This is a genomic window from Frankia sp. AiPa1 (assembly GCF_023243075.1).
Classification (GTDB): domain Bacteria; phylum Actinomycetota; class Actinomycetes; order Frankiales; family Frankiaceae; genus Frankia.
The window spans coordinates 1-23,989 of the sequence record NZ_JALKFZ020000153.1 but is presented as its reverse complement, the minus strand read 5'-3'; the positions used below and the strand labels follow the sequence as shown (position 1 = coordinate 23,989).

Here is a 23,989-nt window from a genome sequence, read left to right as displayed (position 1 = left end):
AGACGGCGGGCACCGCGGCGGGCACCGCGGCGGGCGGTTCGGCCGGTAGGGCGCGGCTTGACCTCGCCGACGTCGCGTTCACCCTGGCCGGACGGTCCCGCTTCGAGCACCGCGCAGTGATCGTCGCCGGCGGGAGCGACCCGCACGGCCGCCTGGCCGGTGCGCTCGCCGCGCTCGCCGAGGACCGCGACGCGGTCGGGCTCGTGCGCGGCACCGTCTCCCCGGCGCTGGTCGACGCGAAGCTTGCGGTCCTGTTCACCGGGCAGGGCAGCCAGCGTCCGGGCATGGGACGCGCGCTTTACGCCGCCTACCCGGTGTTCGCCGACGCTCTCGACGAGATCTGCGCCGCCTTCGACGCGCACCTCGACCGCCCGCTGCGCCCGGTGATGTTCGGCGGCGAAGGGGACGGTGGCGACGCCGGCACCGCCGACGCCCTGCACCGCACCGCCTTCACCCAGCCGGCGCTGTTCGCCTTCGAGACCGCGCTCTACCGGCTGGTCACCTCGTGGGGCCTGGCCCCGGGGCTGCTCGCCGGGCACTCCGTCGGTGAGCTCACCGCCGCGCACGTCGCCGGTGTCTGGTCCCTGGAGGACGCGGTGACGATGGTCGCCGCCCGCGGCCGGCTCATGCAGGCCTGCCGCCCCGGCGGGGCGATGATCGCGATCCGCGCCGGTGCGGCCGAGGTCGCGGCGAGCCTCGCCGGGCTGGAGGGCCGGGTCGAGATCGCCACGGTGAACGGCCCGACGGCCACCGTCATCGCCGGGGACGCCGACGCCGCGGCGTCGGTCGCCGCCGTCTGGGAGGCCCGCGGGGTGGCCGTGCGCCGCCTGACCGTGAGCCACGCCTTCCACTCGCCCCACATGGACACGATGCTCGGGGCGTTCGGCGAGGTCGCCGCCGGCGTCACCTACCACCGGCCGGGGGTGCCGATCGTCTCGGCGCTCACGGGCGAGCTCGACCCGCAGACGCTGCTCACTCCCGAGCACTGGGTGCGCCACGTCCGCCAGGCCGTCCGTTTCGACGCCGCCGCCCGCCGGCTGCACGCCGCCGGCGCCCGCGCCTACCTGGAGCTCGGCCCCGACGCGATCCTGTCCGCGCTGGTGCCGTCCTGCCTGCGGGACACCGCGCCCGAGGGCACCGACCTCCAGGACGGCGACCTCCAGGACGCCGAGCCGCCGATCGCGGTCGCGGCGGCGCGGGCCCGCCGGGACGAGCCGGAGACGCTGCTCGACGCGCTCGCCGAGCTCGAGGTCCATGGCCTGGACGTCGACTGGCGGGCCGCCGGTGCCGGCACCGGCCGGCACGTCGACCTGCCCACCTACCCATTCCAGCGCCGCCGGCACTGGCTCGACCCGGACGCCCGCACCGCCACCCCCGCCATCCCCGCCATCCCCGGCGCCAAAGGAGCCCCCGAAGCCGCCGGCGAGCGGCCGGGACGTCGTCGCGCCAGCGGGCCCGGCGACCCGTCGACCTGGCGTTACCGCACCGCGTGGCGGGCGCTGTCGGTGCAGGACACCGCGGCGGCGCTCGCGGCCCAGGACACCGACGTCGCGCCGCTGAGCGGGATCTGGCCGGTGCTCGTTCCGGCCGTCGGGATCGACGACCTGGCGCTCACCCACCTGACCTGGATGATCAGCAAGATGGGCGGCCGGCCGGTGCGGATCCGTCTCACCACCGCGGACGCGGACCGTGCCCGCATAGCCGAGCTGCTGGCGACGGCCGCGGCCGAGTTGTCCGACGGGGGCGGGGCGCTCGGCGGAGTGCTGAGCCTGCTCGGGCTGGACGTGTCCGCTCATCCCACCCATCCGGCGCTGACCGGCGGGCTGGCCCTCACCGTCGCTCTCGCCCAGGCGCTGGCCGACCGGCATCCGGACACGCCCCTGTGGCTGCTGACCCGCGGGGCGGTCAGCACCGGCCCGGACGACCCGGTCACCAGCCCCGAGCAGGCGATGCTGTGGGGACTGGGGCGCACCCTCGCCCTCGAACGGCCCGCCGGCTGGGGCGGCCTGGTCGATCTGCCCGCCGAGCTGACCGACGAGGCCCTCATCTGGCTTGCCACCGCGCTGGTCGCTCCCGGTGACGAGGACCAGTGCGCTCCCCGCGGCCAGGGACTGTTCGTCCCCCGCCTCGTCCCGGCGGACAGCGAAACGCCCGCGGCCACCGCAGTTCCCCCGGGGACCACAGTTCCCGCTGACACCGCAGTTCCCGCTGACACCGTCTGGCCGCCGGCGGGCACCGTGCTCGTCACCGGCGGGACCGGTGCCCTCGGCGCGCACACCGCCCGCCGGCTGGCCGCCGACGGCGCCCGGCACCTGGTGCTCGTCGGGCGCCGCGGCGCGGACGCCCCGGGTGCCACCGAACTCGTCGCCGAGCTCACCGCCCTGGGCGCGGCCGTGACCGTCGCCGCCTGCGACACCGGCGACGCCGCAGCGCTGTCCGCCCTGCTCGAGGGCCTGGCCGCCGACGGCACACCGGTCAGTGCGGTCGTCCACGCCGCCGGTCTCACCGGGCGCAACGCCCCGCTCGCCGAGCTGGACCTCGCCGAGGTCGCCGCCGTCATCGCGGCCAAGGCCACGGGCGCGGCCACCCTGGACACTCTGGTTCCCGAGGGTCCGGCGTTCGTGCTGTTCTCCTCGGTGTCGGGGGTGTGGGGCAGCGGCAACCAGGCCCCCTACGCTGCCGCCAACGCCTACCTGGACGCCCTCGCCGCGCGCCGCGGCGCCGCGGGCCAGCCGGCCACCGCGATCGCCTTCGGTCCGTGGGCGGGCGGCGGGATCGGCGACCAGCCGGAGCTGCGCGACTACCTGCCCCGCCTCGGCCTGCGTCCCCTCGCCGCCGAGGGCGCTGTGGCGGCCCTGACCGACGCCGTGCGCACCGCCACGAACACCCTCACGGTCGCCGACGTCGACTGGGACGTCTTCCTGCCCGTCCTGACCGCCGCCCGTCCCCGCCGCCTGTTCGCCGAGCTCGCGGACACACTCGGTGACGGCGCCTTGGGTGACAGCGCCTTCGGTGACGCAGGACGTGGTGCCGGCGCGGGCGGACCCGAGCCGGCAGGTGGCGACCACACGTCCGCGGCCGGTTCCGCCCAGCCGTCGGGTGTCGACTACGCCGGGCTCGAGCCCACACGCCGCGCCGGCGCGCTGGCCGACCTGGTCCGCGCGCAGGCCGCCGCCATCCTCGGTCACGACGACCCCGAGGAGCTCGACAGCACCCGACGTTTCCTCGAACTCGGGTTCGACTCACTCGCCTCGGTGCGGCTCAGCCGCCGCCTCGCCCGGGCGACGGGGCTGCCGCTCAGCCCGCCGGTCGTCTTCGAGCATCCGACCGTCACCGAGCTCGCCGCCCACCTCGACGTCCTGCTCGCCGCGTCCGGGCCCAGCACGTCCGGGCCCAGCACGTCCGGGCCCAGCACGTCCGGGCCCAGCACGTCCGGGCCCAGCACGTCGGGCGCCAGCGCCCCCGGCGCTCCCATGGCCGCCGGGATCGCGTTCCCCGCCGGCCTCGACGTGGCGGACGGCGTGGAGCCGCCCGCGGACCTGGCATCCGTGGCGGGCGCTCCGACCAGCGAGTGGGGCCACCACCTCGCCGCGCAGGCGGGGGCGAGGTTCGGTGCCGGCGGGCTGCTGCCCGACGTCCACACCGGCGGTGCGGGCGGCGGGGTGCGCGAGCTCTACCGGCAGGCCTGCGCCAAGGGCAGGTTCGCTCGCGGGCTCGAGCTGCTGCGAGTCGCCGGGCGGCTACGTGATGTCTACGAGGCGCCCGAGCAGTTCAACGGCCGCACCGCGTCGGTCCAGCTCGCCTCCGGACCCGGCACCATCGCGGTGGTCGGCGTCCCGGCGATGGTCGCTCCGGCCGGGCCGCACAACTTCGCCCGCCTGGCCCTGAACCTGCGCGGTCGCCGTGACGTGTTCGGCCTGAGCCTGCCCGGGTTCGGTGACGGCGACCTGATGCCCGCCACCTGGGAGCTGGCCGTCGAGGTGCTCGCCGACACCGTCATCCGCGAGCTCGGCGACCGGCCGGTGGCGCTGGCCGGCTACTCCTCCGGTGGCTGGCTCGCCCATGCGGTCGCCAGCCGCCTCGAGGCCCGCGGCGGCGCCCCCGTGGCGGTCATCCTGCTGGACACCTGGTTCCCGGACGAGAAGATCCGTCGCAACGACGTCGACGACGAGATCCGCGGCATCGCCATCAACGAGCAGGGATTCGCGCTCATGACCGAGGCGCAGGTCACCGCCCAGGGCGGCTACCTGGACCTGTTCGAGCCCTGGAAGCCGGCACCGTCCAGGACGCCGCTCGTGCTGGTGCGGGCCGCCGAGCGGATGCCCGAACCCACCCAGGCCGAGCTGGACCGGGCGGAGCCCAAGGAGCCGGCCGGACCCGAGTGGGACCTCGAGTACGACACGGTCGTGGTTCCGGGTGACCACCAGTCGATGATGAACGAGTACGCCGCGAGCACCGCCGAGTGCGTCGACGGCTGGCTGCGCCGCCTCGACGCCGCGCACGAGGGTGCCCGCCTGGGCGGTCGCTGACCCCGAACCTCGATCCCCGGACGCTGCTCTACGACACCGCGGCCTCGACGGGCCCGGTGCTCGGTGAGCAGCCGAGGCATCCGGATCACCGCCCCTGCCCGGATTGGCGACGGACACGACGCAGCGCTACCGTCGGTGTCGACGTGGACACGCCTTTGGGGGTCGGGGACATGGCGAAGGTTCGGCACACGGCGGCGGACCGGCAGCGGGCTCGTACGGGGGCCGGTCCGGCACCGGCCGGCGGCGACAGCGCTCGGCAACAGCCTCGGTCGAAGGGCCGCCCGCCAGGCCCGCGCAAGGCCCGCCCGGGCGACCAGGCCCGCAACGCACCGCAGGTCCAGGGCTCACCGCGGATCCCAGGCTCGGCGCGGGTCGAGGACTGGGACATCACTTCGGGCGTCGGCATCACCGCACTGGCTGTGGCGGCCGGCCGGGCGATCGAGAGTCAGCGGCCCGACGCGATGGCCGACGACCCGTTCGCCGCGGCGTTCGTGCGGGCCGCCGACCTGCCAAGCCCGATGCCGACCAGCCTGGATGATCTCGCCGACCTGTCCCTGCCCGACAGCTGGCTCATGCGCGAGCGCTACCTGGGCGTGCGGACGAAGTACCTGGACGCCGTCGTCGAGGCGGCCACCCGCGCCGGGATCCGCCAGACCGTCATCCTCGCCGCGGGCCTGGACACCCGCGCGTTTCGGATGCGCTGGCCGGCGGGCAGCACGGTGTTCGAGATCGACCAGCCCCGGGTGCTGTCGTTCAAGCTCGCCGTCCTCGCCGACCTGGACGCACCGCCCGCCTGCCGGCACCGCCCCGTGCCCGTCGACCTGCGCGACGACTGGGCCTTCGCGCTGCGCGCCGCCGGGTTCGTCCAGGGAACGCCCACCCTGTGGCTGGCCGAAGGGATCGTGCCCTACCTGACGGCGGACGCCGAGCAGCGCCTGCTCGCCACCGTGGACGCCCTGTCCGCGCCGGGCAGCCGCATCGCGGTGGAGGAACCGCGAAGGATCCTCGAGACGGTCTCCGACGCGGAACTGGCCGAGGCACTGAGCCGGTGGGGCGTCGACCTGCGCGCGCTCCTGCAGGACGACGATGGCCGCGACGTGGCCGCGGCCCTGGGCGCACTCGGCTGGGAGGTCGCCACCGACTCCTTCACCGAGGTCGCCGCACGCTACGGCCACACCTTCCCCCCGGACTTCACGGTCACCGGCGACGCCAGCCGCTTCGTCACCGCCATCCGCCCGCGGGCACACCCAGCGTCCTCGCGCTGACGACGTCCTCGCGCTGACGAGGTACTGCGGCCCGACCAGACCGGCTGTACCCGTAACGATCGATCCGGTTACTGTGTGCCCGGATCGGTACGTGTTCGGGGGGAATCATGGCGGGCCCGGCGAGCGCGGCGTCAGTGCCGGCGCGTCAGGTCGTCGAGGTGCGCAGCACTCGGGCGGACGGCCGGACGCGGGTCGGTTCGGGGCTGCTCGTCACCGGCCGGCTGGTGCTCACGGCGGCGCATGTCGTCTTCCCTGATGGTCCGGCGCCAGCCCGTCGCATACGGTTACTCGTCGGCGTCGGACTGACGAAACGGGCCAGGGTCTGGGGACGCGTCGCCTGGTCGGGCAGCTGGCCGAGCCCGGGGCGCCCGCTGGACGCCGCACTGGTCCGGATCGACGATCCGGACTGGGTGCCGCCCGCCATGGACCGGCTGCGCTGGGGGGTGCCGACCGGACGGGCCGGCGGGCTGCGCGCCGAGGCCGTGGGCTTCCCGCGGGTGCTGCGCGGCGCGGACGGCGTCCGGGAGACCAACCATCTTCTCGGCCACGTCAACCCGCTCGGCGGAATGCTGACCGGGCGGTATGACCTGCACGTCGACGATCCGCCGCCGCTGGCCCCGATGGGCGACGACGAGCCGCTGCCCTGGTCCGGGATGTCCGGCGCCGTGATGTTCACCTGCGCCGACCCCGCGGCCACCGCGCCGGTGTGGCTGGCGACCGGCGTGATCGTCGTGGACACCCCGGGGTTCGGCGAGGCGCGGCTCAGTGTGCTGCCGATCCGCCGGGTGCTCGAGGATCCCGATGCCGTCGGCCTGCTGCGGAACGAGTCAGGGCCCACCGACTGGGAGTCGGTGGAACTCGCCGGGCTGCTCACCCCGCCGGCGGTGACCGTGGCGCAGACTCCCGCCCAGCTGCTGCGCGCCGACGCCGAGATCGTGACGATGCATGGCCGCGAGCCGCTGCTGGCCGACTTCACCGCGTGGTGCGGCGACGAGCAGGACAGCGCCGTACGTCTGCTCGCCGGCCCGGGCGGGCAGGGCAAGACCCGGTTCGCCCGGGCCCTCACCACCCGGATGCGCCAGGCCGGCTGGCTTGCCGGTATGGCCCGCCCCGGCGCCGCGTCCCTGGCCGGCCGGCTGGTCGATTCCGAGCTTCCGGTCCTGCTGGTCGTCGACTATGCCGAGACGCAGACCGCGCTGGTAGACGTCCTGATCGGTGCCCTCGCGCAGCGCGGGACACCGACCCCGCTGCGCCTGCTGCTGATCGCCCGTGGCGCCGAGGACTGGTGGGATGAGCTGACCTTCCGCCACGATCTGGCCGACACCGCGCAGATCATCTACCTGCCGTCGGTGGAGAGCGCCGGGGTGGACCGCGCAGAGCTGTTCACCGATGCCGTGCGGGTGTTCACCGATGAGCTGGCCCGGCTCGACCCAGCGGTCGACTGGCCGGGCCGGGCCGCGCGGGTGGCCGTAGGTCGCCCGGAGTTGTCCGACCTGGGATTCGAGGTGGTGCTGGCCGTCCACATGGCCGCCCTGGCTGCGCTCCTCGAGCAGCCGGACCCGCCCGAGCCAGACCCGTCCAAACCCGATCTGCCCGAGCCGGGCACGTCCGAGCCGGGCCGCTGGCTGATCCCCGCGGCGCCGCCCACGCCGCCCACGCCGCCAGTGGCCGAATCCGGCCAGGGCGGCCCGGCGACGGCATCGCCCGCGCAGGTGGCCGACCTGCTGCTGCGCCATGAGACCCGGTATTGGCGGCAGAGCGCGCGGCTGCGCGGCATCGAGCGCTCCTCGGACATCCTCGACCAGGCCGTGGCGACCTCGACGCTGTGTGGGGCGAGCGATCGGGACGAGGCCGCCGCGACCCTGGCCCGGTTACCGGGCTTCACCGGGACGGACGGCGCGGCCCACGATCTGCGCGGGCGGGTGGCGCGCTGGCTGGCCGGGCTGTATCCGCCGCCGCCGGACCGGCCCGGGCAGTTCTGGGGCGGGATGAGCCCGGATCGTCTCGCCGAGCACTTCCTGGCCCGCGCTCTGAGCGGCCCCTCAGGCATGCCCGAGCTTGCCCGCCAGACGCTGGCCGGCTCGTCCGACGCGCAGCTGCACCAGGCGCTGACCGTCCTGACCCGCGCCGCGCCGGCGCACTCGAACCTCGCCCCGCTGATCCGCGCCCTGCTCGCCGAGGACCCGGCGCGACGCGCCCCCGTGGCCCTGCAGGTGGCCGTCGAGGTGCTCGATCCTGAGGCGGTCATCGTCGCGATCTACTCCGTGCTGTCCGATCTCGACCGGGACGTGCTCACCCGCATGGTCGACGCCCTGCCCGGATACAGCGTCCGGCTGCTCGGCCTCGCCGCCCGGCTGCAGTACGCGCACACCACCCGGATCCGGGAACTCGCCCCGGCCCCACCACGGCCCGGATGGTGGCGCCGCTGGCGGGATCTGATCCCCCGGCCGCGCCGGCCGAGCGACGAGGACCTGGCCGCCCATCTGCCGCAGCTCGCGAGCTCGCTGAACAACCTGGGACGCCGCCTGGCCGACCTCGACCGACGCGAGGACGCCCTCGCCGCCGTCGACGAGGCCACCGGAATCTACCGGCGGCTGGCCGCAGCCCAGCCCGACCGCCACCTCGCCGGGCTCGCCGCCTCACTGAACAACCTGGCCCGACGGCTCGGGGACCAGGGCCGGTACGAGCAGGCGCTGGCCACCGTCGAGGAGGCCACCGCCCTCTACCGACGCCTCGCTGCGGACGGCTCGGACGCCCATCTCGCCCAACTGGCAGCGTCGCTGGACAACCTCGCCCGCCGCCTGGCCGACCTGCGCCGCCCCGATGAGGCCCTGACGGTGATGCGGGAGGCGACCGACGCCTACCAGCGGCTCGCCGACGCCCAGCCCGAGCGCTACCTGGCCGAGCTCGCGACGTCCCTGAACAATCTGTCGAACCGCCTGGCCGACCTCGGCCGGATCGAGGAGGCGATGGCCGTGATCGGCCATGCGGTCCGGCTGCGGGAACAGCTTGCCCAGGCCGACCCGGATGCCCACCTGCCCGGCCTCGCCGCCTCGCTGAACAACCTGGCGCTGCGGCTGGGCACGCTGGGCCGCCCGGCCGGGGCGCTGGCACCGATCGGCCAGGCGGTGGCGATCTTCACGATGCTCGACCAGGCCGAACCCGGTGCTTTCGGCGTGCACCTCGCCACCGCGCGCAGCAACCAGGCGGCGTTCGCGCTGCAGAACGGCACAGCCCCGGCAACGGACATCGAGCGGGACACCACCGGCCGGCAGGCCGCCGGACGGGCGGCCACCGGGCCGATGGTGATCGCGCCGGACACCGGCGGACGCGCCGGGGCGGATCGCGCTCAGGCGCCGCTCGAGGAGCTGTGGTGACCGGATCCGGCCCGCCGCAGCCGCCGGTCGGTCGCGGCGACGGCGACGGCGACCAGGCCGAAGGCGGCGCCGGTGAGGCTCACGGCCGTCCATCCGCCCTGGCTGTAGGCGGTGTCGGCGGCCAGGGAGCCGAGCAGGCCGCCGGCGAAGTAGGTGGCCATGTAGGCGGCGGTCAGGCGGCTGCGGGCCTCAGGGCGCAGCCGGTAGATCTCGCTCTGGTTGGTGATGTGCAGCGCCTGCACGGCCAGGTCCAACGCCAGGATGCCGACGACCAGCCCGGCCAGGTGGTGCCCGCCGAGCCCGAGCGGCACCCAGGACACCAGCAGCAGGACGGCCGAGCCGACCGTGACCCGCCCGGCCCGGCCGCGGTCGGCGGCCCGCCCGGCGCCCGAGGCGGCGAGCACGCCCATGAGTCCCAGCAGCCCGAACAGCCCGATCACGCCGGCGGAGTACCGGTACGGCGCCTCGCTGAGCAGGAACGACAGCGGCGTCCAGAGCGCGCTGAACCCGCCGAACGCCGCCGCCCCGTACAGGGCGCGCCGGCGCAGCACCGGCTCCTCGCGCAGCAGGCGCGCCACGGAGATGACCGCCTCGCCGTAGCGGGGCGTGCCCGCCGGCCGGGGTGGTTCGCGGGGAAGCCGGACGGCGAGCACCACGCACAGCGCCACCTGCACCGCGGCGGCCGCCCAGTACGGGGTGCGCCAGCCGCCGAGGTCCGCGAGCCAGCCGGCGACCGTGCGGGCGAGCAGGATGCCGAGCAGCAGGCCGCTCATCACCGTGCCGACGACCTTGCCCCGCTCGGCCGCACCGGCCAGACTCGCGGCGAACGCGACCCCGACCTGCGCGGCGACGCTCAGCACGCCGACGGCGACGCCCCCGGCGAACAGCTGCGCGCTCGACGTGGCCGTGGCCAGCACGACAAGCGCCGCCGCCTGCCCGGCGACCAGCAGCGGGATGAGCCGGCGGCGGGCGACGAGGTCGCCGACCGGCACCAGCAGGCACAGCGCCACCAGGTACCCGGCCTGGGTGACGGTGACGAGCAGCCCGGCGGTCCCGGTCGAGATCCGCAGCGAGGTGTGGATGTCGTCGAGCAGCGGCTGGGCGTAGTACATCGCCGCGGCGCTGAGCCCAGTGCTGACCGCGAGCAGCCCGACGAGCCCCCGGCTGATCGTGGCCGCCCGACCGTCCGGGCCGTTCGTCGGCGGTCGCGCGGCGGGCGCGGCTGTCGCGGCGGGCGAAGTGGCTGCGGTGCGCGCGGGTGTGGGTTCGTCGATCACGGGACCAGCCTCACCCGGCCGCGCTAACCTGTCCAACAGAACAATTCACTGAGTTTGATCTGATCAGCCGATGAACCTGGCTGGCAAGAGGCGAAGGAGAGGCGGATGGAGCTTCGCCAGCTGGAGCACTTCCTCGCCGTCGCCGACGAACTGCACTTCACCCGGGCCGCGCGGCGGGTGAACATCGTCCAGTCGGCGCTGTCATCGTCGGTCGGCGCTCTGGAGCGGGAGCTCGGCGCGAAGCTGTTCGTCCGCAGCACCCGGGCGGTGCGGCTGACCCGCGAAGGTGAGGTCCTGCTCGCCGAAGCCCGCCGGACCCTCGCCGCCGCGCAGGCGGCCCGCGCCGCCGTCGCCGGGGTCGCGGGCGGCATGCGGGGCCGGCTCACCGTCGGCATCATGCAGTGCTTCCGGCGCGGCCTGACCGAGGCGATCGCCGCGTTCCACGCCGAGCATCCGCAGGTCGAGCTGCGCCTCGTCCAGGCGGCCAGCGCCGACCTGCTCGACCGCGTCGCCGCCGGCACCCTCGACCTCGCCCTCGCCTGCGTCTCGCATCCAGCGGGTTCGGCATCGCCAACCGCCCCGACGTCAGCCGGCGCGTCGCCAACCGGCGCGTCGCCAGTCGCCTCGGCTCTCCCCGCGACCGCCACGCGAGCGGCACTCGAGCTGACCCCGCTGGGCGAGGAGCCGATGGTCTTCGCCTGCCACGCCGGGCATCCGCTGGCGGCGCAGGCGTCGGTGTCCCTGGCGCAGGCCGCGGGCGAGGCCTTCGTCGACTACCCGCCGGGATGGGGCGCCCGCACGATCGTCGACACGGCGTTCGGCGAGCTCGGCGTCCACCGCCGGCCGGCCTGCGAGGTCGGCGACACCGACACCCTGCTGGAGCTCGTCGCGCACGGCCTCGGCGTCGCGGTCCTCCCGCCGTGTCTGGACAACCGCCGCCACGACGCACTGCGCCTGATCCCGCTGAGCCCGCCGGCACCGACCTACCCCACCGCGATCGTCACCGCCGCCGGTGCCACCCCCACCGCGGCCCGCATCCTGCGCGCCACCATCCTCGCCCACCAGCCGGCCGGCTGAGTCCCCATTCCAGCCGGATCCCGGCTGTCGGAATGGACGCGCGAGACACGAGAGAGGAATGGGACGTGTCGACCCAGGTTCGGCCACCGGCCCGCCAGCCGTCAACGCGCCAGGTCCCGCTCGGGGATGGGGCGTCGCTATGGACGACGGCGAGCGGCGGCGGGCCATCCGTGGTGGTGTGCTGCCACGGCGGGCCGGGCCTGTGGGACTACCTGGGTCCGCTCGCCGAGCTGCTGGACGACGCGTGCACGGTCATCCGCTTCGACCAGCGGGGCTGCGGGCGGTCGTCCGGAGGCGGGCCGTTCACCATCGCCCAGGCCGTCGACGACCTCGACCGGCTCCGTGCCGCGTGGGGCGTCGAGAGCTGCCATGTGCTCGGCCATTCCTGGGGCGCCGAGCTCGCGCTGCGCTACGCCGCCCGTCATCCGGCGCGCACACGAGGCGTCGTCTACCTCGCCGGCGTCGGAGCTGACAATTCCTACCGCGACCCGTATCGCGCCGAGAGCCGTCGCCGGCTTGGCCCGGATCTGGCCCGGTGGCAGGAGCTCGCCGCCCGCGAGCGCACCCCCGACGAGGAACGCGAATGGTGCCTGCTGCAATGGCGGCCCGACTTCTCCCCGGGCCCCGCCGCGGCCGAGCACGCACTGGCCCTGTGGAACTCCCGTCCCGCGGGCACCGCCGTCAACCTGGCCGCCAACCGCCAGCTCTGGACGGACCGGCTCACGACCAGCCTCCTGCGGGAGGCCGTGTCCGTCACCTCCCCGGTACGCATGATCTTCGGTGCCGACGATCCGCGCCCGTGGACGGCGAACGACCCGCTGCTGGGCGCGCTCCCCCGCGCCGACCGGATCGTCATCCCCGACGCCGGCCACTCCCCCTGGTCCGAACAGCCGCAGGCAACCCGCCGGGCCATCCTCGACGCCCTGATCCGCACCATCTCCACGTCATGACCGCACGACCGCACGACCGCATCACCCCGGCATGACCGGGCCACCCCAACCTCCTGCCGGCATCCCCGCCCCATGACCGACACCACCCCGCTTCGCCGCCCGCCAGGAACCCGGCGACGTCACAAGCCGTGAGACCCGCCGGCGGCCGCCCGGGCAGCCGGGTCACTCTGGTAGGGCAAACCGGACACGGAACCGGCAACTCGGACCACGGTGGTCCCTCTGGACCACCGTGCCGCCCCACCACCGTCACAGACGGCGACCGCCGTCTGTGACGACCCGGCCGAGCGCCGTTCCACGGGGCAGCTGCCGCAGATCTCAGACGCCGGGGGTCGGGGTGCGCAGGGCGGCGAGGGCCTCGGCGTAGAGGGTCTCCTTGATCTGGGCCCGGGAGGGTTTCGTCTTCGCGGCGAGCGGGCGGGCGAGCTCCAAGGCCGCGGCGAGCAGGCCGTCGGCCGAGGCCACGCCGTCGACGATGCCGGCGCCAAGCGCCTGCGCGGCGCCGTAACGCTGGCCGGTGGTCATCGCCAGGTGGGCGGTCGGCGGGGCCAGCCGCGAGCGGATCAGCGCGGACATGCCGGGGGTGAACGGCAGGTCGATGTCGACCTCGGGCAGGCAGAAGTAGCCGCGGTCGGAGCGCATGACCCGCAGATCGTGGGCCAGCGCCCACATCGCGCCGGCGGCGAAGGCATGGCCGTTGAGCGCGGCCACGGTCACGACCGGCGAGGCGAGCGTGCGGGCGAACAGCCGGTGGACCCGGTCGAGGTAGGTGCCGACCTGGTCGGTGTGACTGAGCAGCCAGTCCAGCGCCAGGCCGTTCGACCAGAAGCGACCGCTACCCACCGTGACCAACGCCCGCGGGCCGTCCGCGGCGGCGGCCTCCTCGATCGCGGCCTCGACGGCGTCCAGCCAGTAGGGGTGGAAGCGGTTCTCGTCGTCGGGGTCGAGATGTAGCACGAACACCTCGCCGTCGCGCTTCATCGTCGGCATGGGCCGAAGGTACCGCGCTGACCTGTGCGTCCCTCGCGAAGGATCGCGTGTCGAAGGTGCCGGATTGCCCCAGAATCCGGCCGCTGCGACCCGGTTGGGCCGCAGCGCACCTGGACCCGTTCAGAGCGACAGGTGGGCGTTGACGGCCCGGGCCCGCTCGGCGAGGTCCGGGAGTTCCACGACGGTGACGCCGGCCGCGGTGAGCTGTTCGTAACCCTGGCAGTCGGCGACGAACAGGCTGGGCTCGCGCCAGGCGATAACCACCCGGGGGATCCCCGCCGCCAGGATGAGCTCGGTGCAGGTGCGTGGCCGGGACCGGCGCTGCGAGCAGGGTTCAAGGGTGCTGTAGATCGTCGCCGTGGCGAGCCGCGGGTCGTCGGGGGCGACCTTGGCGAGCGCGGACTCCTCGGCGTGCACCGTGTCGTCGACCTCACGGGAGAACCCGAACGCGATCTCCGCCCCGTCCTCGTCGACGAGGACGGCCCCCACCGAGTAGGCGCCGGTCGCCGGGGGGCATCGACGGGCGAGGTCGATGGCCCGGTTCATCCACCGATGGTCGTCAGGCGCAGGCATGGACGGCTCCTCCTTCCCTGGATGCGGCGCCTTCCCTGGATGCGGCGCCCCGCGACGGTGGCCGTGGCCCCTCGCCTGGCAGCACTCGTGCACCGACCCCGCACAGGACCACGGCGGTACGCGCGGCGCAGCTCTTGAGCGAGGAAGCTGCAAGCCGACAATCGCCAGAGCGACCATCCGATCTGCCGCAGCGAGGCGCGGGTCGCCTCCATCGAGGGATTCTTCCGCCAGGTGCCGGGCTGACGCGAGTATGTCTGGATGTCTACTGGTGGGCGGGGCGACCACACCGAAAGCAACACCCTGGACGCACACACCCCACCCCGAACGTGGTCCGCATGAGCCAGCACGCGGACGGCGGCCTCATGGCCACCAAGCTGTCACGACAGGCGGCGGATCCGCCAGAGGGACAGGCCGGCCAGTGCCGCCGCGAGGGTGAGGAACAGACCCGTCTCGGCGCCCTGCAGTGGCCAGTAGTGGCCGGCCGGCTCGTAGGTGAAACGCTGCCGGTAGCCGTGTTTCGCGATCTCGGCATCGCACGTTCGGCGATAGGCCTCGGCCCGTTCGGGGCTCGGTCGCCCGTCGGGCGGAGGCAGGCAGACCGCCAGCGTCGACGACAGGTTGGTGACGACGCGGCCGTCGGCGCCGATGGTCCGCGCGGACAGCAGCCAGGCGCCGGGGTGGTCGAGGGCGACGATCAGCGCGTCGATGTGGCCACCGCCGGATGGCGGCCCGGTGCCACGAAAGCCCTCCAGGCTCGACGGAGTGATCGTGACAGTGTCCCGCCTCGGCGGGACGAGATGCGTCCGGACCGTCAGGGGCACGGCGATCTGCACGGCCACGAAGAGCGCGAGGGTCACCGCCATCGCGGGCACCGTCCGTCGGACGAAGGCGCCGACGGTGACGCCGAGCGCGAAGGCGAACGCGGCGTAGCCGATCGCGACGACACCTCGCGCGTCGAACACGACCGGTGTCATCCGCGCGGTGGACAGCGGACCGGCGCCGCCGTGGGTGGCGCTGACGGCCTGGTCGACCGGGCCGCACCACCAGGTCATCGCGAGGCCTGCCGCGGCGGCGGCGACCATGGCGGCGAGCCCGGTCAGAGCGAGTTTCGTCGCCAGCCACCGCGTGCGGGTGACGCTCTGCTGCCAGACCAGCTGATGGGTACCGGCCTCGAGTTCACGGGCGACCAGCGGGGCACCCCAGAACATCCCGATGACCGCCGGCAGGGCGAGCACCACGACACAGCCGACGTCGTACGTCCAGCTGTCGGCCCGGTTCGCGCCGGCGAGGTTGAGGAAGTCGTCGCCGGCGATGTCCGCGAGGTGCGCCAGGCGCGGGCCGGTGACCGCGAGGGCGACCGCGAGACCGACCAGCGCGCCGAACACCGTCACGGCCTGCGCGCGCAGCTGGCGCCAGGTCAGCCAGGTCATCGGACCGCCGCCAGCACGCGGCGCGACCCGTCCTCGGCCGGTGGTCGGCTCAGGTAGGCCAGCACGAGATCCTCCAGGTTCAGCGGGGTCACCGTCCAGGACGGGTCGTGGATCGGCTGCTCGGTGCGGACCAGCAGGGTGCTCTGCCGCTCGGTGTGGCTGGCGGACAGAACGTGCTGGTTGGCCGGGAGGGTGGCGGGATCGCGCCGGGGACCGCTCAGCCGGTGATGGGTGGCGAGCAGGTGCTCGATATCGCCCGCCACCGCGACCTGGGCGCCGATGAGCACGACGAGGTGGTCGCAGGTCCGTTCCAGGTCGGAGATCAGATGGGAGGACATCAGGACGCTGAGCCCGTGTTCGGCGACCGCCTCCATCAGGTCCTGCAGGAACGCTCGCCGGGCGAGCGGATCCAGGCTCGCGACCGGCTCGTCCAGGACGAGCGCCGCGGGGCGTTTGGCGAGCCCCAGGGTGAGGGCGAGCTGGGCCCGCTGCCCGCCGGACAGCGCGCTGGCCCGGCTGTTCGCGTCCAGGCCGAGCCGGCGGATCCGGTCTCGGGCCAGCGCGTCGTCCCAGCCGGGGTTGAGCCGGGCGCCCAGGCGCAGGTGATCGGCCACACTCAGCCGCGGGTAGACCGGGCTGGCCTGGGCGACGAAGCCGACCCGGGCGAGCTGCGCCGCGCCGCTGCCGGGGCGCCCGCCGAGCACCTCGATCTCGCCCGCCGTCGGCGTCAGCGTGCCGACGGCGAGGTTGAGCAGCGTCGACTTCCCCGCTGCGTTCGGACCGACCAACCCGACGACGCTGCCGGCCGGCACGTCGAGGGTGCAGTCGGACAGTGCCCAGCGCCGCCGGTAGCGCTTGCCCAGCCCGCGGGCGCGCAGGAGCGCGGTCACGCTATGTCCTTCGCGGCGTGGACCTGCGCGGCGTGGTCCTGCCCGGCGTGGTCCTGCCCGGCGGCGTGCTCCGCGGCGGTCGAGCGAAAGGTCGTCGTCATCAGCGCCTCGATGCTTTCCTCGTCGAGTCCGGCCCGGCGGGCCTTCGCCAGCCAACGCCGCAGCTGCGCGCGCAGGGGTCCGTGCGCGGCGAGCGTGGCGTCCGCAAGTGTCCGCGTGACGAACGTGCCGACGCCGGGCCGGGCGGCCACCAGCCCGTCGTGTTCGAGCTCGCGGTAGGCCTTGAGCACCGTGTTCGGGTTGATCGCCAGCTTCGCCACCACGTCCTTGACGGTCGGCAGCTGATCGCCCTCGCGCAGCAGGCCCAACCGCAACGCCTGCCGCACCTGCCTGACCAGTTGCAGGTACGGCGACACGCCGGACCCCGCATCAAGATGGAACTCGATCACCGAACCCCCATCTCCGTTCATCTAGTGTGATAGCACATTAGATGACTAGCCGGCTAGGCCGTCAAGAGGAGGCAGGCCTGGTTCCCCACCCGGGAGTCGGGTAGCCGGGCCTGATGGCCGGCGAGCGTCAGCACATCCCGGACGGCGCCACCGGAGGCATCCCGCTACGGGACTCCTCCGGTGGCGTGAAGGAGCATGCGGCTCGTTCAGCTGACGCCGGCGGCTCGCAGCAGGGCGGTGGTGACGGCCGCCGCTACCACGACCACCGCGAACGGGGTGCGTCGCCAGGCGAGCAGAGCGCCGACACTGACGCCGACGAGCCGGGCAGGGCCGGCGAAATGATGTCCGACGATCAGGGTTCCGGTGGCCGCGACCGCGGCGAGTAGTGCCACGGCCGCGCGGGTGGTCAGCCGCTCCACCGACGCGGGCAGCGTGACCCGGCTGCGCAACAACGGTCCGGCGGCCCGGCAGGCATACGTCCCGACGCCCAGCACCGCGGTCGCCACCAGCAGCGCCGGGGTACCGATCATCGGCCGCCCTCGCTCGAACGGCTCCCGGCATCCGGTCCTGGCTCGTCCACGCAGTGCGCTCCCAGGTCAGCAGCGGTGTGCGGGCTTGGATGACGGGCGGGACTTGAGCGCCGGATACGTCCCGTTCGGCCGCGAAGTCCGGCGATCAGGCCCAGCGGTGCCAGCACGACCGGAAGCCCGGCAGGCAGGACTGGGGCGGTGCCGACGGCCAGGGCGGCTCCGGCGAGCGCACCACGCCGGGTCGGGGCATCGCGCAGCGCGGGCAGGATCAGGGCGATCAGGACGGCGGGGAAGGCTGCGTCCAGGCCGAAGGCGTCGGTGTCGGGGACGGTGGCTCCGGCGTACGCACCGGCCAGCACGCCGAGGTTCCAGCAGACGAACAGCCCGACCCCGCACACCCAGAACGCCGCGCGGTGCCGGCCCGATGGGCGCCTGGCCAGCGCGAACACCACCGTCTCGTCGACGAGCAGATGACTGCCGACCAGCCGGCGCGCCCAGCCGGAGCCGAGCGCGTCGCCGATGGCGAAGCCGTACGGCAGGTGCCTCGCGTTGACCAGCAGGCAGGCGAGCACGGCCGACACCACCGGACTGCCGGCGGCGAGCAGTCCGACGAGCAGGAACTGCGACGCCCCGCCGAAGACGACCACCGAGAGCAGCACCGGCGCCCAGACCGGCAGCCCCGCGCCCACCGCGATCGCCCCGAACGAGGCTCCGACCAGCGCGTCCGCCCCACAGACCAGCGCTGCGTCGCGCAGCAGCTCCCGATCCTCCCGCCATGCCACCTGTCGGCCTCCGCCCCTCGATTCCGCGATCAGATTCCGACCGCGAGTGGGCGGGGGGTGTGCGGCGACGCGGTCCGTGTCGCTTCTGCGGGACCAGATCTGGGCATAACCACCTTCGTAACCCTGTAGTAGGACCACCGTGCCCCGCTCGACCCGCGGCTGTCGCGCCCGTTCAGGTCAGGGCGGCCACCGTCGCCCACTGCGGGGCGACGGTGGTGCCGTCGACGGCCAGGCAGTAGCCGCCGTCCTCGTCGAGCTGGGTGACGAGCAGCGCGAGCAGGGTCTGCAGGCGAGCGAGCCGTTCGCTGCCGGCGGCGTCCGGTGCGCGCAGTGCCTCGGCGAACGGGTCGAGCCAGCGGGCGAACGTCTCGTCGTAGTGCTCGTGGAAGTAGGCGAAGCCGACGCAGACGGTCGAGGCCCGGTCGGGGCCGCGCATCAGCTCACCGATCGCCCGCTGCTCCTCCTGCCAGAGCATGAACCGCGGCGCCCGGCTCGGCCCGGCCTTGTCCACCAGAATGCTGGCGCCGCGCTCCGCCGCGCCGGCCCCGGTACCGCGCCCGGCGCGGGAATCACCGGCGGACTCGCCGTTGCCACCAGGCCAGAGGCGCTCACCGGCGTCCCGATCACCGTCGGCTCCGTGGCTGCCGCCGGTCTCGCGGTCGCCACCGGAGCCGCCGGAGCCAGCGGCACCGCCGGAGACGCCGGAGACGCCGTCATCGTCGTAGCTGTCGCTGGCGAAGGCCCGGCCGATGTCGGAGAGCAGGGCAGCGACCAGCTGGGTGTCAGCGGCGCTGTCAAATCGCAACAGCGCAAGGCGGGAGTAGAGGATCTCCAGGGTGCCGAAGTAGCGGGCGACGCAGTACAGCGACCCGAGCACCGCGAGACGTCCGCGGGGCTGGGTGGACGTCAGGTACCTGGTGAGGGACCGATCGCGGATCGTGTGCAGGCGGGCGCCCAGGTCGACGACGGCGAGCAGCAGCGGCTCGCGGTAACGGTCGAGTTCCGCCTTGGCCGCGGACCGCTTCTCGGTGTCCCGGGCCGAGCGCTCGAATTCGTAGCGCATCCGTTCCAGGTCGACGCCCTGCTGGCGGGTCCACACCGATGCGCCGACGGAGACCGCGACGCTGGCAACGGAGGTGATCAGGGCAGCCACGATGCCCGCGTCCACGGCTCCTCCGTCCCCCCGACGAACCGCGGCGCATCGGCAGTCTCAGCCGATCGGCGCCCGCTGCTGATCACCGCGGAACAGCGTATCGCGCCATGCGACCGACGGTGCAGACGTTGGCAAACCAACCCAGAATCTGACCGCCTTGCGCGCAGACCGCCGTCCCCACCGCCAACCTCGGAACGTCGCGTCACCGTCAGCTCCGGTCCTCACTCCCCGCGACCCCTCTCTCCACCACCGACCCGCCACCTCCTCCCTCGCCACCGCCCGTGACAACGGATCAGCCCCGGAAAGCGTCCATGTCGCTTCTACCGGAGCACCAAGGTACAAATCCGACGAAAAAGCCGGTAGAAGCGACATCCTGCAGCAACGGCAGCGGAACTACCTGCGCGATCCATCACGGATTGTGAGATTTACCGAGTGAGCGTGAGGCGAGGCGGAGATCCACGAGAAGCGGCCAGTGATCTCTCGCCCTCGGGACATGCGGCGGCCTGGTCCGGCCGGGCTGGCAGGCGCGGGCCACGCGGCACGCAGACCGCAGGCGTCACCCGCGCCGACGCGTAGAAACAGTCCGTACGGGCATAGGCACCATCGGCGACGGTTTCGCGCCTGTCGCGACGGGCCGGGCCGGGCGCCCACACTGTCCCGCTACGGAAGGAAGGATCATCATGACGACCACTGCGGAGCGCGGATCGGTCACCGGAACCAAGGACGCCCAGTACGACCTGCTGTGGTTCACCGAGGTGTGCCTGGACAACGCCCTGCGGCTGGAGACCTACATCGCCGACGCCGAGCGCGACGGCGATCGCGAGCTCGGCGACCTGTTCCGCCGCGCCCAGGCCGAGAGCCGCAAGGGCGCCGAGCAGGGCAAGCAGCTCCTGCGCGGCCGCCTCTGAGCCTGCGCCGCCGGGTCGTCCGGGCCGAGCCCGCAGGCCGCACCCGGGACCGGCCCGGCGGCACGCTCGTATCCGCCGAGCTCGCCCGGCCGCGGATCACGTCCAGCACCTTCTCGTCCAGCACGCTCGCGTCCAGCATCCGCATGTCCGGCACGCTCGCGTCCGGCGGACATTCCCCTGATGATCAGTGCACCATCAGGGTGAGGGCCGCGGTGTGCAACTCGCCCTCGGCGCGGAACTGCAGGTAGACCCGCCACGCGCCCGCGCGCGGAAGCTCGGCCGCGAAGGTGAGGGTCGGCCCGCCTCCACCGGTGGCGCCGGGCCCGGTGGCGCCGGAGCCGATCGGATGAAGGTGCGCGAAGGCAAGATCGCGCTCATGGAAGGCGCTCAGGTGCGCGAAGCTCGCCAGATACGGCTCCAGGTCGGTCACTGGCCGGCCGCCGCGGGTCACGGTCACGGTGAGCGGGGTGCTCGTCCCGAACTTCGGCGCGCCGTGCGGCGTGGCCAGACGCAGCGTGTACCCGTCGACCATGGCGGTGGATGACGGCGCGGGCAGGGGTACCGGCGTCGCCGGGCCCGGCACGGCGATCGGCACGCTGAGCACGAACGCCCGGTCACGCCCGGCCACCACCGCGGTGAACGACGTGTACACCCGGTACAGCCCACTCTGCGACGACGCGAGATTCGCCGTCCAGGTCCCATCCGGCGCCATCAGCGGATGGACGTGCTGGAACCCGACCAGGTCGGACCGGACCAGGTAGAGGTGCATGAATGCGTCCTGCTCCGGGACGAACCGGGTGATCGGACGACCGGCCGCATCCCGCAGCTGGAACCGCAGCTCAATGGGCCAGCCGGCCGCGTACCGGTTGGCCGCGGTGACGAGCGTCAGTCCGCCGACCTGGGCCTGCAGGCCGTCGCCGGACGCCTCGGCCCCGCCCGCCGTTGCCCCGCCCGCAGCCATCCCGGCCATCCCGGCCATGCCGGCCGTCCCCGGGGCGCCATGGTCCATTCCGGGCATGGCGTCGTCCATCCTGGTCATGCCGCCGGTCGGGGTGGTCGTGGGCACCGTCGCCGCCGCGGTGACCGGAACACGCGCACGCGCCGTTGCCGTGGAGGTGGCGCCAGTCGTGTCAGCGCCGCAGGCGGCGGCCGCGGCCAGGGTCATGGCGACCATGCCCACCGCGGCGACTGGCCGGCGCGCGGCTCGGGGACGGACGGACCACCGGGCAGGCAGCATGAATCAGGGCCCTCCTCGGGCGAATATGCGGGTTTTCGCGTGCGCCGCACACCAGAATTCACCCCGCAGACGACCCGTCGGGGCCGGCGCGCGCTCACGGCCACCTCCATCCTAGGAAATACCCACGATCTTCCCCCACCTTCCGGCACCCGCATTCGGTATGCCGACCGGTCTTCGGCGCAGATCCCGCGTTCAGGATCGTCGTCGGGTCCGGGGCGACCGCCGCCCATTCCGGATCGGCAGCAGGGTCCGGGAGCGACCGCTGACTTCGGGATCGGTACTCCGGTTGGGTTTACACGGACTGGGCTTGTGGCCAGGCTGGGGTTACGGCCGGGTCGTCGCTGACATTCACACCGGCGCGAAATTGGGCATTCATCGCGACCGCCCTCCCCCACTCCAGCACCCACTCAACCACCCCAGCCCAGCCCAGCCCACTCCGACTATCACGCTCCGCAACCATGCCCTCGTTCCCGTTTCGCTTTCGCGGAGTTGCGGAGATGGCGATGTTCGCTCTACCGGGTTTTGCGCGCCGTTTTGTCCGCTCCGTCCCTGCAGAGCGAACCGCGAGCCGTCCGAGAGCCGCCGAACGCACACTCGCATCCCGATCCGCGCCGGATCCGGCCGCGGATCAGGTCACCGAGCGCGCTCGTTCCCACGCGCGTCGGGTCGCGATCATGGCGGCGTGAGCAGGGGATATGCGCCCGGAAACGGGGCAGAGAGGCACGGTCAACGTCAACAGCCGAGGCCTGGAGCGCGACGACCGCGGCGAGCTCGACAGGCGGCAGGAGGAGGTGGCATGCGGGACCACATCGAGCCGACGGACGACAGGTCAAGGGGTACCCGGCCGAGAGACACCATGCCGACGGGTGACCGGCCGAGCGGCGACAAGCCGAAGGACAGCAGCCCGAGGTACAACGCGTCGCGCGAAGGCGGGCCGGGTGGAGGCACGTCGGGCGAAGGCGGGTCGGGCAGAGGCACGTCGTGCGAAGGCACGTCGTGCGGCGGGGGCGGGTCGGGGGTCGTGCGCACGGCGATTCCGGCGCGGTTGGACCGGCTGCCCTGGGCCCGGTTCCACTGGATGATCATCGTGGGCCTGGGGACGGTGTGGATCCTCGACGGGCTCGAGGTGACGATGGTCGGCGCGGTCGGCTCGCGCATGACCGAAGACGGCAGCGGCATCTCGCTGGGCGCGGGCGACATCGGTACCGCGGCGGCGATCTACGTGCTCGGTGCCTGCCTCGGCGCGCTGTTCTTTGGTCAGCTTACCGACCGTTTCGGCCGGAAAAAGCTGTTCATCCTGACGCTCGGTATCTATATCACGGCGACGACGCTGACGGCCTTTTCCTGGGCGCCATGGTTCTTCTTCCTGACCCGTTTCTTCACCGGTGCGGGAATCGGCGGTGAGTACGCAGCGATCAACTCGGCGGTGGACGAGCTCATTCCCGCCCGGGTCCGCGGCCGGGTCGACCTGCTCATCAACGGGTCGTACTGGGCCGGGTCCGCGGCCGGGTCGGGCCTCACGGTGTTCTTCCTGTCCGAGCGAATCTTCCCGACGGACATCGGCTGGCGGCTCAGCTTCGGGCTCGGCGCGCTGCTCGGGCTGGTCATCCTCATCGTGCGCCGGCACGTGCCGGAAAGTCCGCGCTGGCTGTTCATTCACGGCCGGGCCGACGAGGCCGAGCGGATCGTCGGCGGCATCGAGAAGGCCGTCGAGGCGGACGCTGGTCGGGAACTGCCGGCGCCGACAAGCAGCATCACGGTGCGTCAGCGGTCGGTGATCCCACTGCGCACCATCGCCGAGACCGCGTTCCGGACCTATCCACAACGGGCGGTGCTCGGCCTCGCCCTGTTCATCGGCCAGGCGTTCCTTTACAACGCGTTCACGTTCGATCTCGGCACGATGCTCACGACGTTCTACGACGTGAGCTCCTCGGCGGTGCCGGTGTTCCTGGTGTTCTACGCGCTGGGCAACTGCGCGGGGCCGCTGCTGCTCGGGCCGCTGTTCGACACGGTCGGACGCAAACCGATGATCGCCGGGACGTACCTGGCGTCGGCCGCCTTCGGCGTGGTGCTCGCGCTGTTGTTCCATGCGGGGGCGCTCACGGCGTGGACCTTCCTCGCGGTCGTCGCGGTGACGTTCTTCTTCGCCTCGGCGGGCGCCAGCGCGGCCTACCTGACGGTCAGTGAGATCTTCCCGATGGAGACCCGGGCGCTCGCTATCGCCTTCTTCTACGCTGTCGGTACCGGCATCGGCGGCATCGCCGGACCGCTGCTGTTCGGCCATCTCATCGATACTGGGCGCACCGGTCCGGTGATGGTCGGATTCCTGGTCGGCGCCGCGGTGATGGCGATCGGCGGGGTCGCCGAGCTGCTGCTCGGGGTCGACGCCGCCGGCCGCTCCCTCGAGGAGATCGCCGCGCCCCTCACGGCCACCGAGGACGCCGCTGGTCCCGACAGCGGCGTCGGTGCTGAAAGCGGCGGGGCACACCCCCACTACCCAGGGCTGCGCGAAGGTCGCGTGGTGTGACGATCTGTCGCGTTAGGTGACCATGAACTGGAGTGCCCGGTGGCGGTC

Annotated in this window: 17 protein-coding genes; 7 read left to right on the top strand and 10 right to left on the bottom strand. The window is 73.6% G+C overall.

The annotated features are described in order from the left end of the window. From MXD95_RS17400 to MXD95_RS17390, 3 genes are all read left to right on the top strand, one after another. The coding region (locus tag MXD95_RS17400) for a type I polyketide synthase (protein ID WP_250641704.1) at positions 1-4,529 on the top strand (4,529 nt) is incomplete at its 5' end. Positions 4,530-4,699: 170 nt separating this feature from the next. Further along, positions 4,700-5,794 (top strand): SAM-dependent methyltransferase, encoded by a 1,095-nt coding sequence (locus MXD95_RS17395; protein WP_250641703.1) that lies wholly within the window; start codon positions 4,700-4,702, stop codon positions 5,792-5,794. A gap of 107 nt (positions 5,795-5,901) precedes the next feature. Next, positions 5,902-9,171, top strand: a complete 3,270-nt coding sequence (locus MXD95_RS17390; RefSeq protein WP_250641702.1) for a tetratricopeptide repeat protein — start codon at positions 5,902-5,904, stop codon at positions 9,169-9,171. On the opposite strand, the gene MXD95_RS17385 is transcribed toward MXD95_RS17390, so the two are convergent. Beyond that, on the bottom strand, positions 9,144-10,448 hold the full coding sequence (locus MXD95_RS17385; RefSeq protein ID WP_250641701.1) for an MFS transporter: 1,305 nt from the start codon (positions 10,446-10,448) through the stop codon (positions 9,144-9,146). The genes MXD95_RS17390 and MXD95_RS17385 overlap by 28 nt on opposite strands. 105 nt (positions 10,449-10,553) lie before the next feature. Between MXD95_RS17385 and MXD95_RS17380 the strand changes: the two genes are divergently transcribed. After that, the gene (locus MXD95_RS17380) at positions 10,554-11,525 is read left to right on the top strand and encodes a LysR family transcriptional regulator (protein WP_250641700.1); all 972 of its coding nucleotides are present in this window, start codon (positions 10,554-10,556) and stop codon (positions 11,523-11,525) included. A gap of 65 nt (positions 11,526-11,590) precedes the next feature. Further along, on the top strand, positions 11,591-12,475 hold the full coding sequence (locus MXD95_RS17375) for an alpha/beta fold hydrolase (RefSeq protein WP_250641699.1): 885 nt from the start codon (positions 11,591-11,593) through the stop codon (positions 12,473-12,475). Between the two features lie 315 nt (positions 12,476-12,790). On the opposite strand, the gene MXD95_RS17370 is transcribed toward MXD95_RS17375, so the two are convergent. The 8 genes from MXD95_RS17370 to MXD95_RS17335 all read right to left on the bottom strand — a co-directional run bounded on the left by MXD95_RS17370 (position 12,791) and on the right by MXD95_RS17335 (position 19,284). Beyond that, positions 12,791-13,462: an enoyl-CoA hydratase-related protein gene (locus tag MXD95_RS17370; protein ID WP_250641698.1), complete on the bottom strand. Its 672-nt coding sequence runs from the start codon at positions 13,460-13,462 to the stop codon at positions 12,791-12,793. Positions 13,463-13,582: 120 nt separating this feature from the next. Beyond that, a complete protein-coding gene (locus MXD95_RS17365; protein WP_250641697.1) occupies positions 13,583-14,035 on the bottom strand; it encodes a deaminase in 453 nt (150 codons plus the stop codon). 377 nt (positions 14,036-14,412) lie between these two features. After that, positions 14,413-15,465: an ABC-2 membrane transporter-related protein gene (locus MXD95_RS17360; RefSeq protein WP_250641696.1), complete on the bottom strand. Its 1,053-nt coding sequence runs from the start codon at positions 15,463-15,465 to the stop codon at positions 14,413-14,415. Next, on the bottom strand, positions 15,462-16,355 hold the full coding sequence (locus MXD95_RS17355; protein WP_250641695.1) for an ABC transporter ATP-binding protein: 894 nt from the start codon (positions 16,353-16,355) through the stop codon (positions 15,462-15,464). The genes MXD95_RS17360 and MXD95_RS17355 overlap by 4 nt, the downstream gene beginning before the upstream one ends. Further along, positions 16,352-16,804, bottom strand: coding sequence for a GntR family transcriptional regulator (locus tag MXD95_RS17350; protein WP_250641694.1), 453 nt, complete (start codon positions 16,802-16,804; stop codon positions 16,352-16,354). The genes MXD95_RS17355 and MXD95_RS17350 overlap by 4 nt, the downstream gene beginning before the upstream one ends. 206 nt (positions 16,805-17,010) lie before the next feature. Continuing rightward, complete coding sequence (locus MXD95_RS17345; protein ID WP_250641693.1) at positions 17,011-17,334, bottom strand: AzlD domain-containing protein; 324 nt, start codon at positions 17,332-17,334, stop codon at positions 17,011-17,013. Next, the gene (locus MXD95_RS17340; RefSeq protein ID WP_250641692.1) at positions 17,331-18,116 is read right to left on the bottom strand and encodes an AzlC family ABC transporter permease; all 786 of its coding nucleotides are present in this window, start codon (positions 18,114-18,116) and stop codon (positions 17,331-17,333) included. Before MXD95_RS17340 ends, MXD95_RS17345 begins: the two co-directional genes overlap by 4 nt. Positions 18,117-18,288: 172 nt before the next feature. Next, a complete protein-coding gene (locus tag MXD95_RS17335) occupies positions 18,289-19,284 on the bottom strand; it encodes a hypothetical protein (RefSeq protein WP_250641691.1) in 996 nt (331 codons plus the stop codon). Between the two features lie 665 nt (positions 19,285-19,949). On the opposite strand from MXD95_RS17335, the gene MXD95_RS17330 reads away from it, so the two are divergent. Next, on the top strand, positions 19,950-20,177 hold the full coding sequence (locus MXD95_RS17330) for a hypothetical protein (protein ID WP_250641690.1): 228 nt from the start codon (positions 19,950-19,952) through the stop codon (positions 20,175-20,177). Positions 20,178-20,361: 184 nt separating this feature from the next. Here the strand turns inward: MXD95_RS17330 and MXD95_RS17325 are convergent, their stop codons facing one another. Then, positions 20,362-21,414, bottom strand: a complete 1,053-nt coding sequence (locus tag MXD95_RS17325) for a DUF8832 domain-containing protein (protein WP_250641689.1) — start codon at positions 21,412-21,414, stop codon at positions 20,362-20,364. Between the two features lie 1,021 nt (positions 21,415-22,435). Between MXD95_RS17325 and MXD95_RS17320 the strand changes: the two genes are divergently transcribed. Next, positions 22,436-23,941 carry an MFS transporter gene (locus MXD95_RS17320; RefSeq protein WP_250641688.1) on the top strand — a complete coding sequence of 502 codons (1,506 nt, stop codon included), beginning with the start codon at positions 22,436-22,438 and terminating at the stop codon, positions 23,939-23,941. The last annotated feature ends 48 nt before the right edge of the window (positions 23,942-23,989 follow it).

Bases quoted from the DNA above. Each gene is read 5' to 3' on its own strand.
- MXD95_RS17395 (WP_250641703.1), top strand. From the start codon at position 4,700: ATGGCGAAGGTTCGGCACACGGCGGCGGACCGGCAGCGGGCTCGTACG.
- MXD95_RS17390 (WP_250641702.1), top strand. From the start codon at position 5,902: ATGGCGGGCCCGGCGAGCGCGGCGTCAGTGCCGGCGCGTCAGGTCGTC.
- MXD95_RS17380 (WP_250641700.1), top strand. From the start codon at position 10,554: ATGGAGCTTCGCCAGCTGGAGCACTTCCTCGCCGTCGCCGACGAACTG.
- MXD95_RS17370 (WP_250641698.1), bottom strand. From the start codon at position 13,462: ATGCCGACGATGAAGCGCGACGGCGAGGTGTTCGTGCTACATCTCGAC.
- MXD95_RS17365 (WP_250641697.1), bottom strand. From the start codon at position 14,035: ATGCCTGCGCCTGACGACCATCGGTGGATGAACCGGGCCATCGACCTC.
- MXD95_RS17360 (WP_250641696.1), bottom strand. From the start codon at position 15,465: ATGACCTGGCTGACCTGGCGCCAGCTGCGCGCGCAGGCCGTGACGGTG.
- MXD95_RS17345 (WP_250641693.1), bottom strand. From the start codon at position 17,334: ATGATCGGTACCCCGGCGCTGCTGGTGGCGACCGCGGTGCTGGGCGTC.
- MXD95_RS17330 (WP_250641690.1), top strand. From the start codon at position 19,950: ATGACGACCACTGCGGAGCGCGGATCGGTCACCGGAACCAAGGACGCC.
- MXD95_RS17325 (WP_250641689.1), bottom strand. From the start codon at position 21,414: ATGCTGCCTGCCCGGTGGTCCGTCCGTCCCCGAGCCGCGCGCCGGCCA.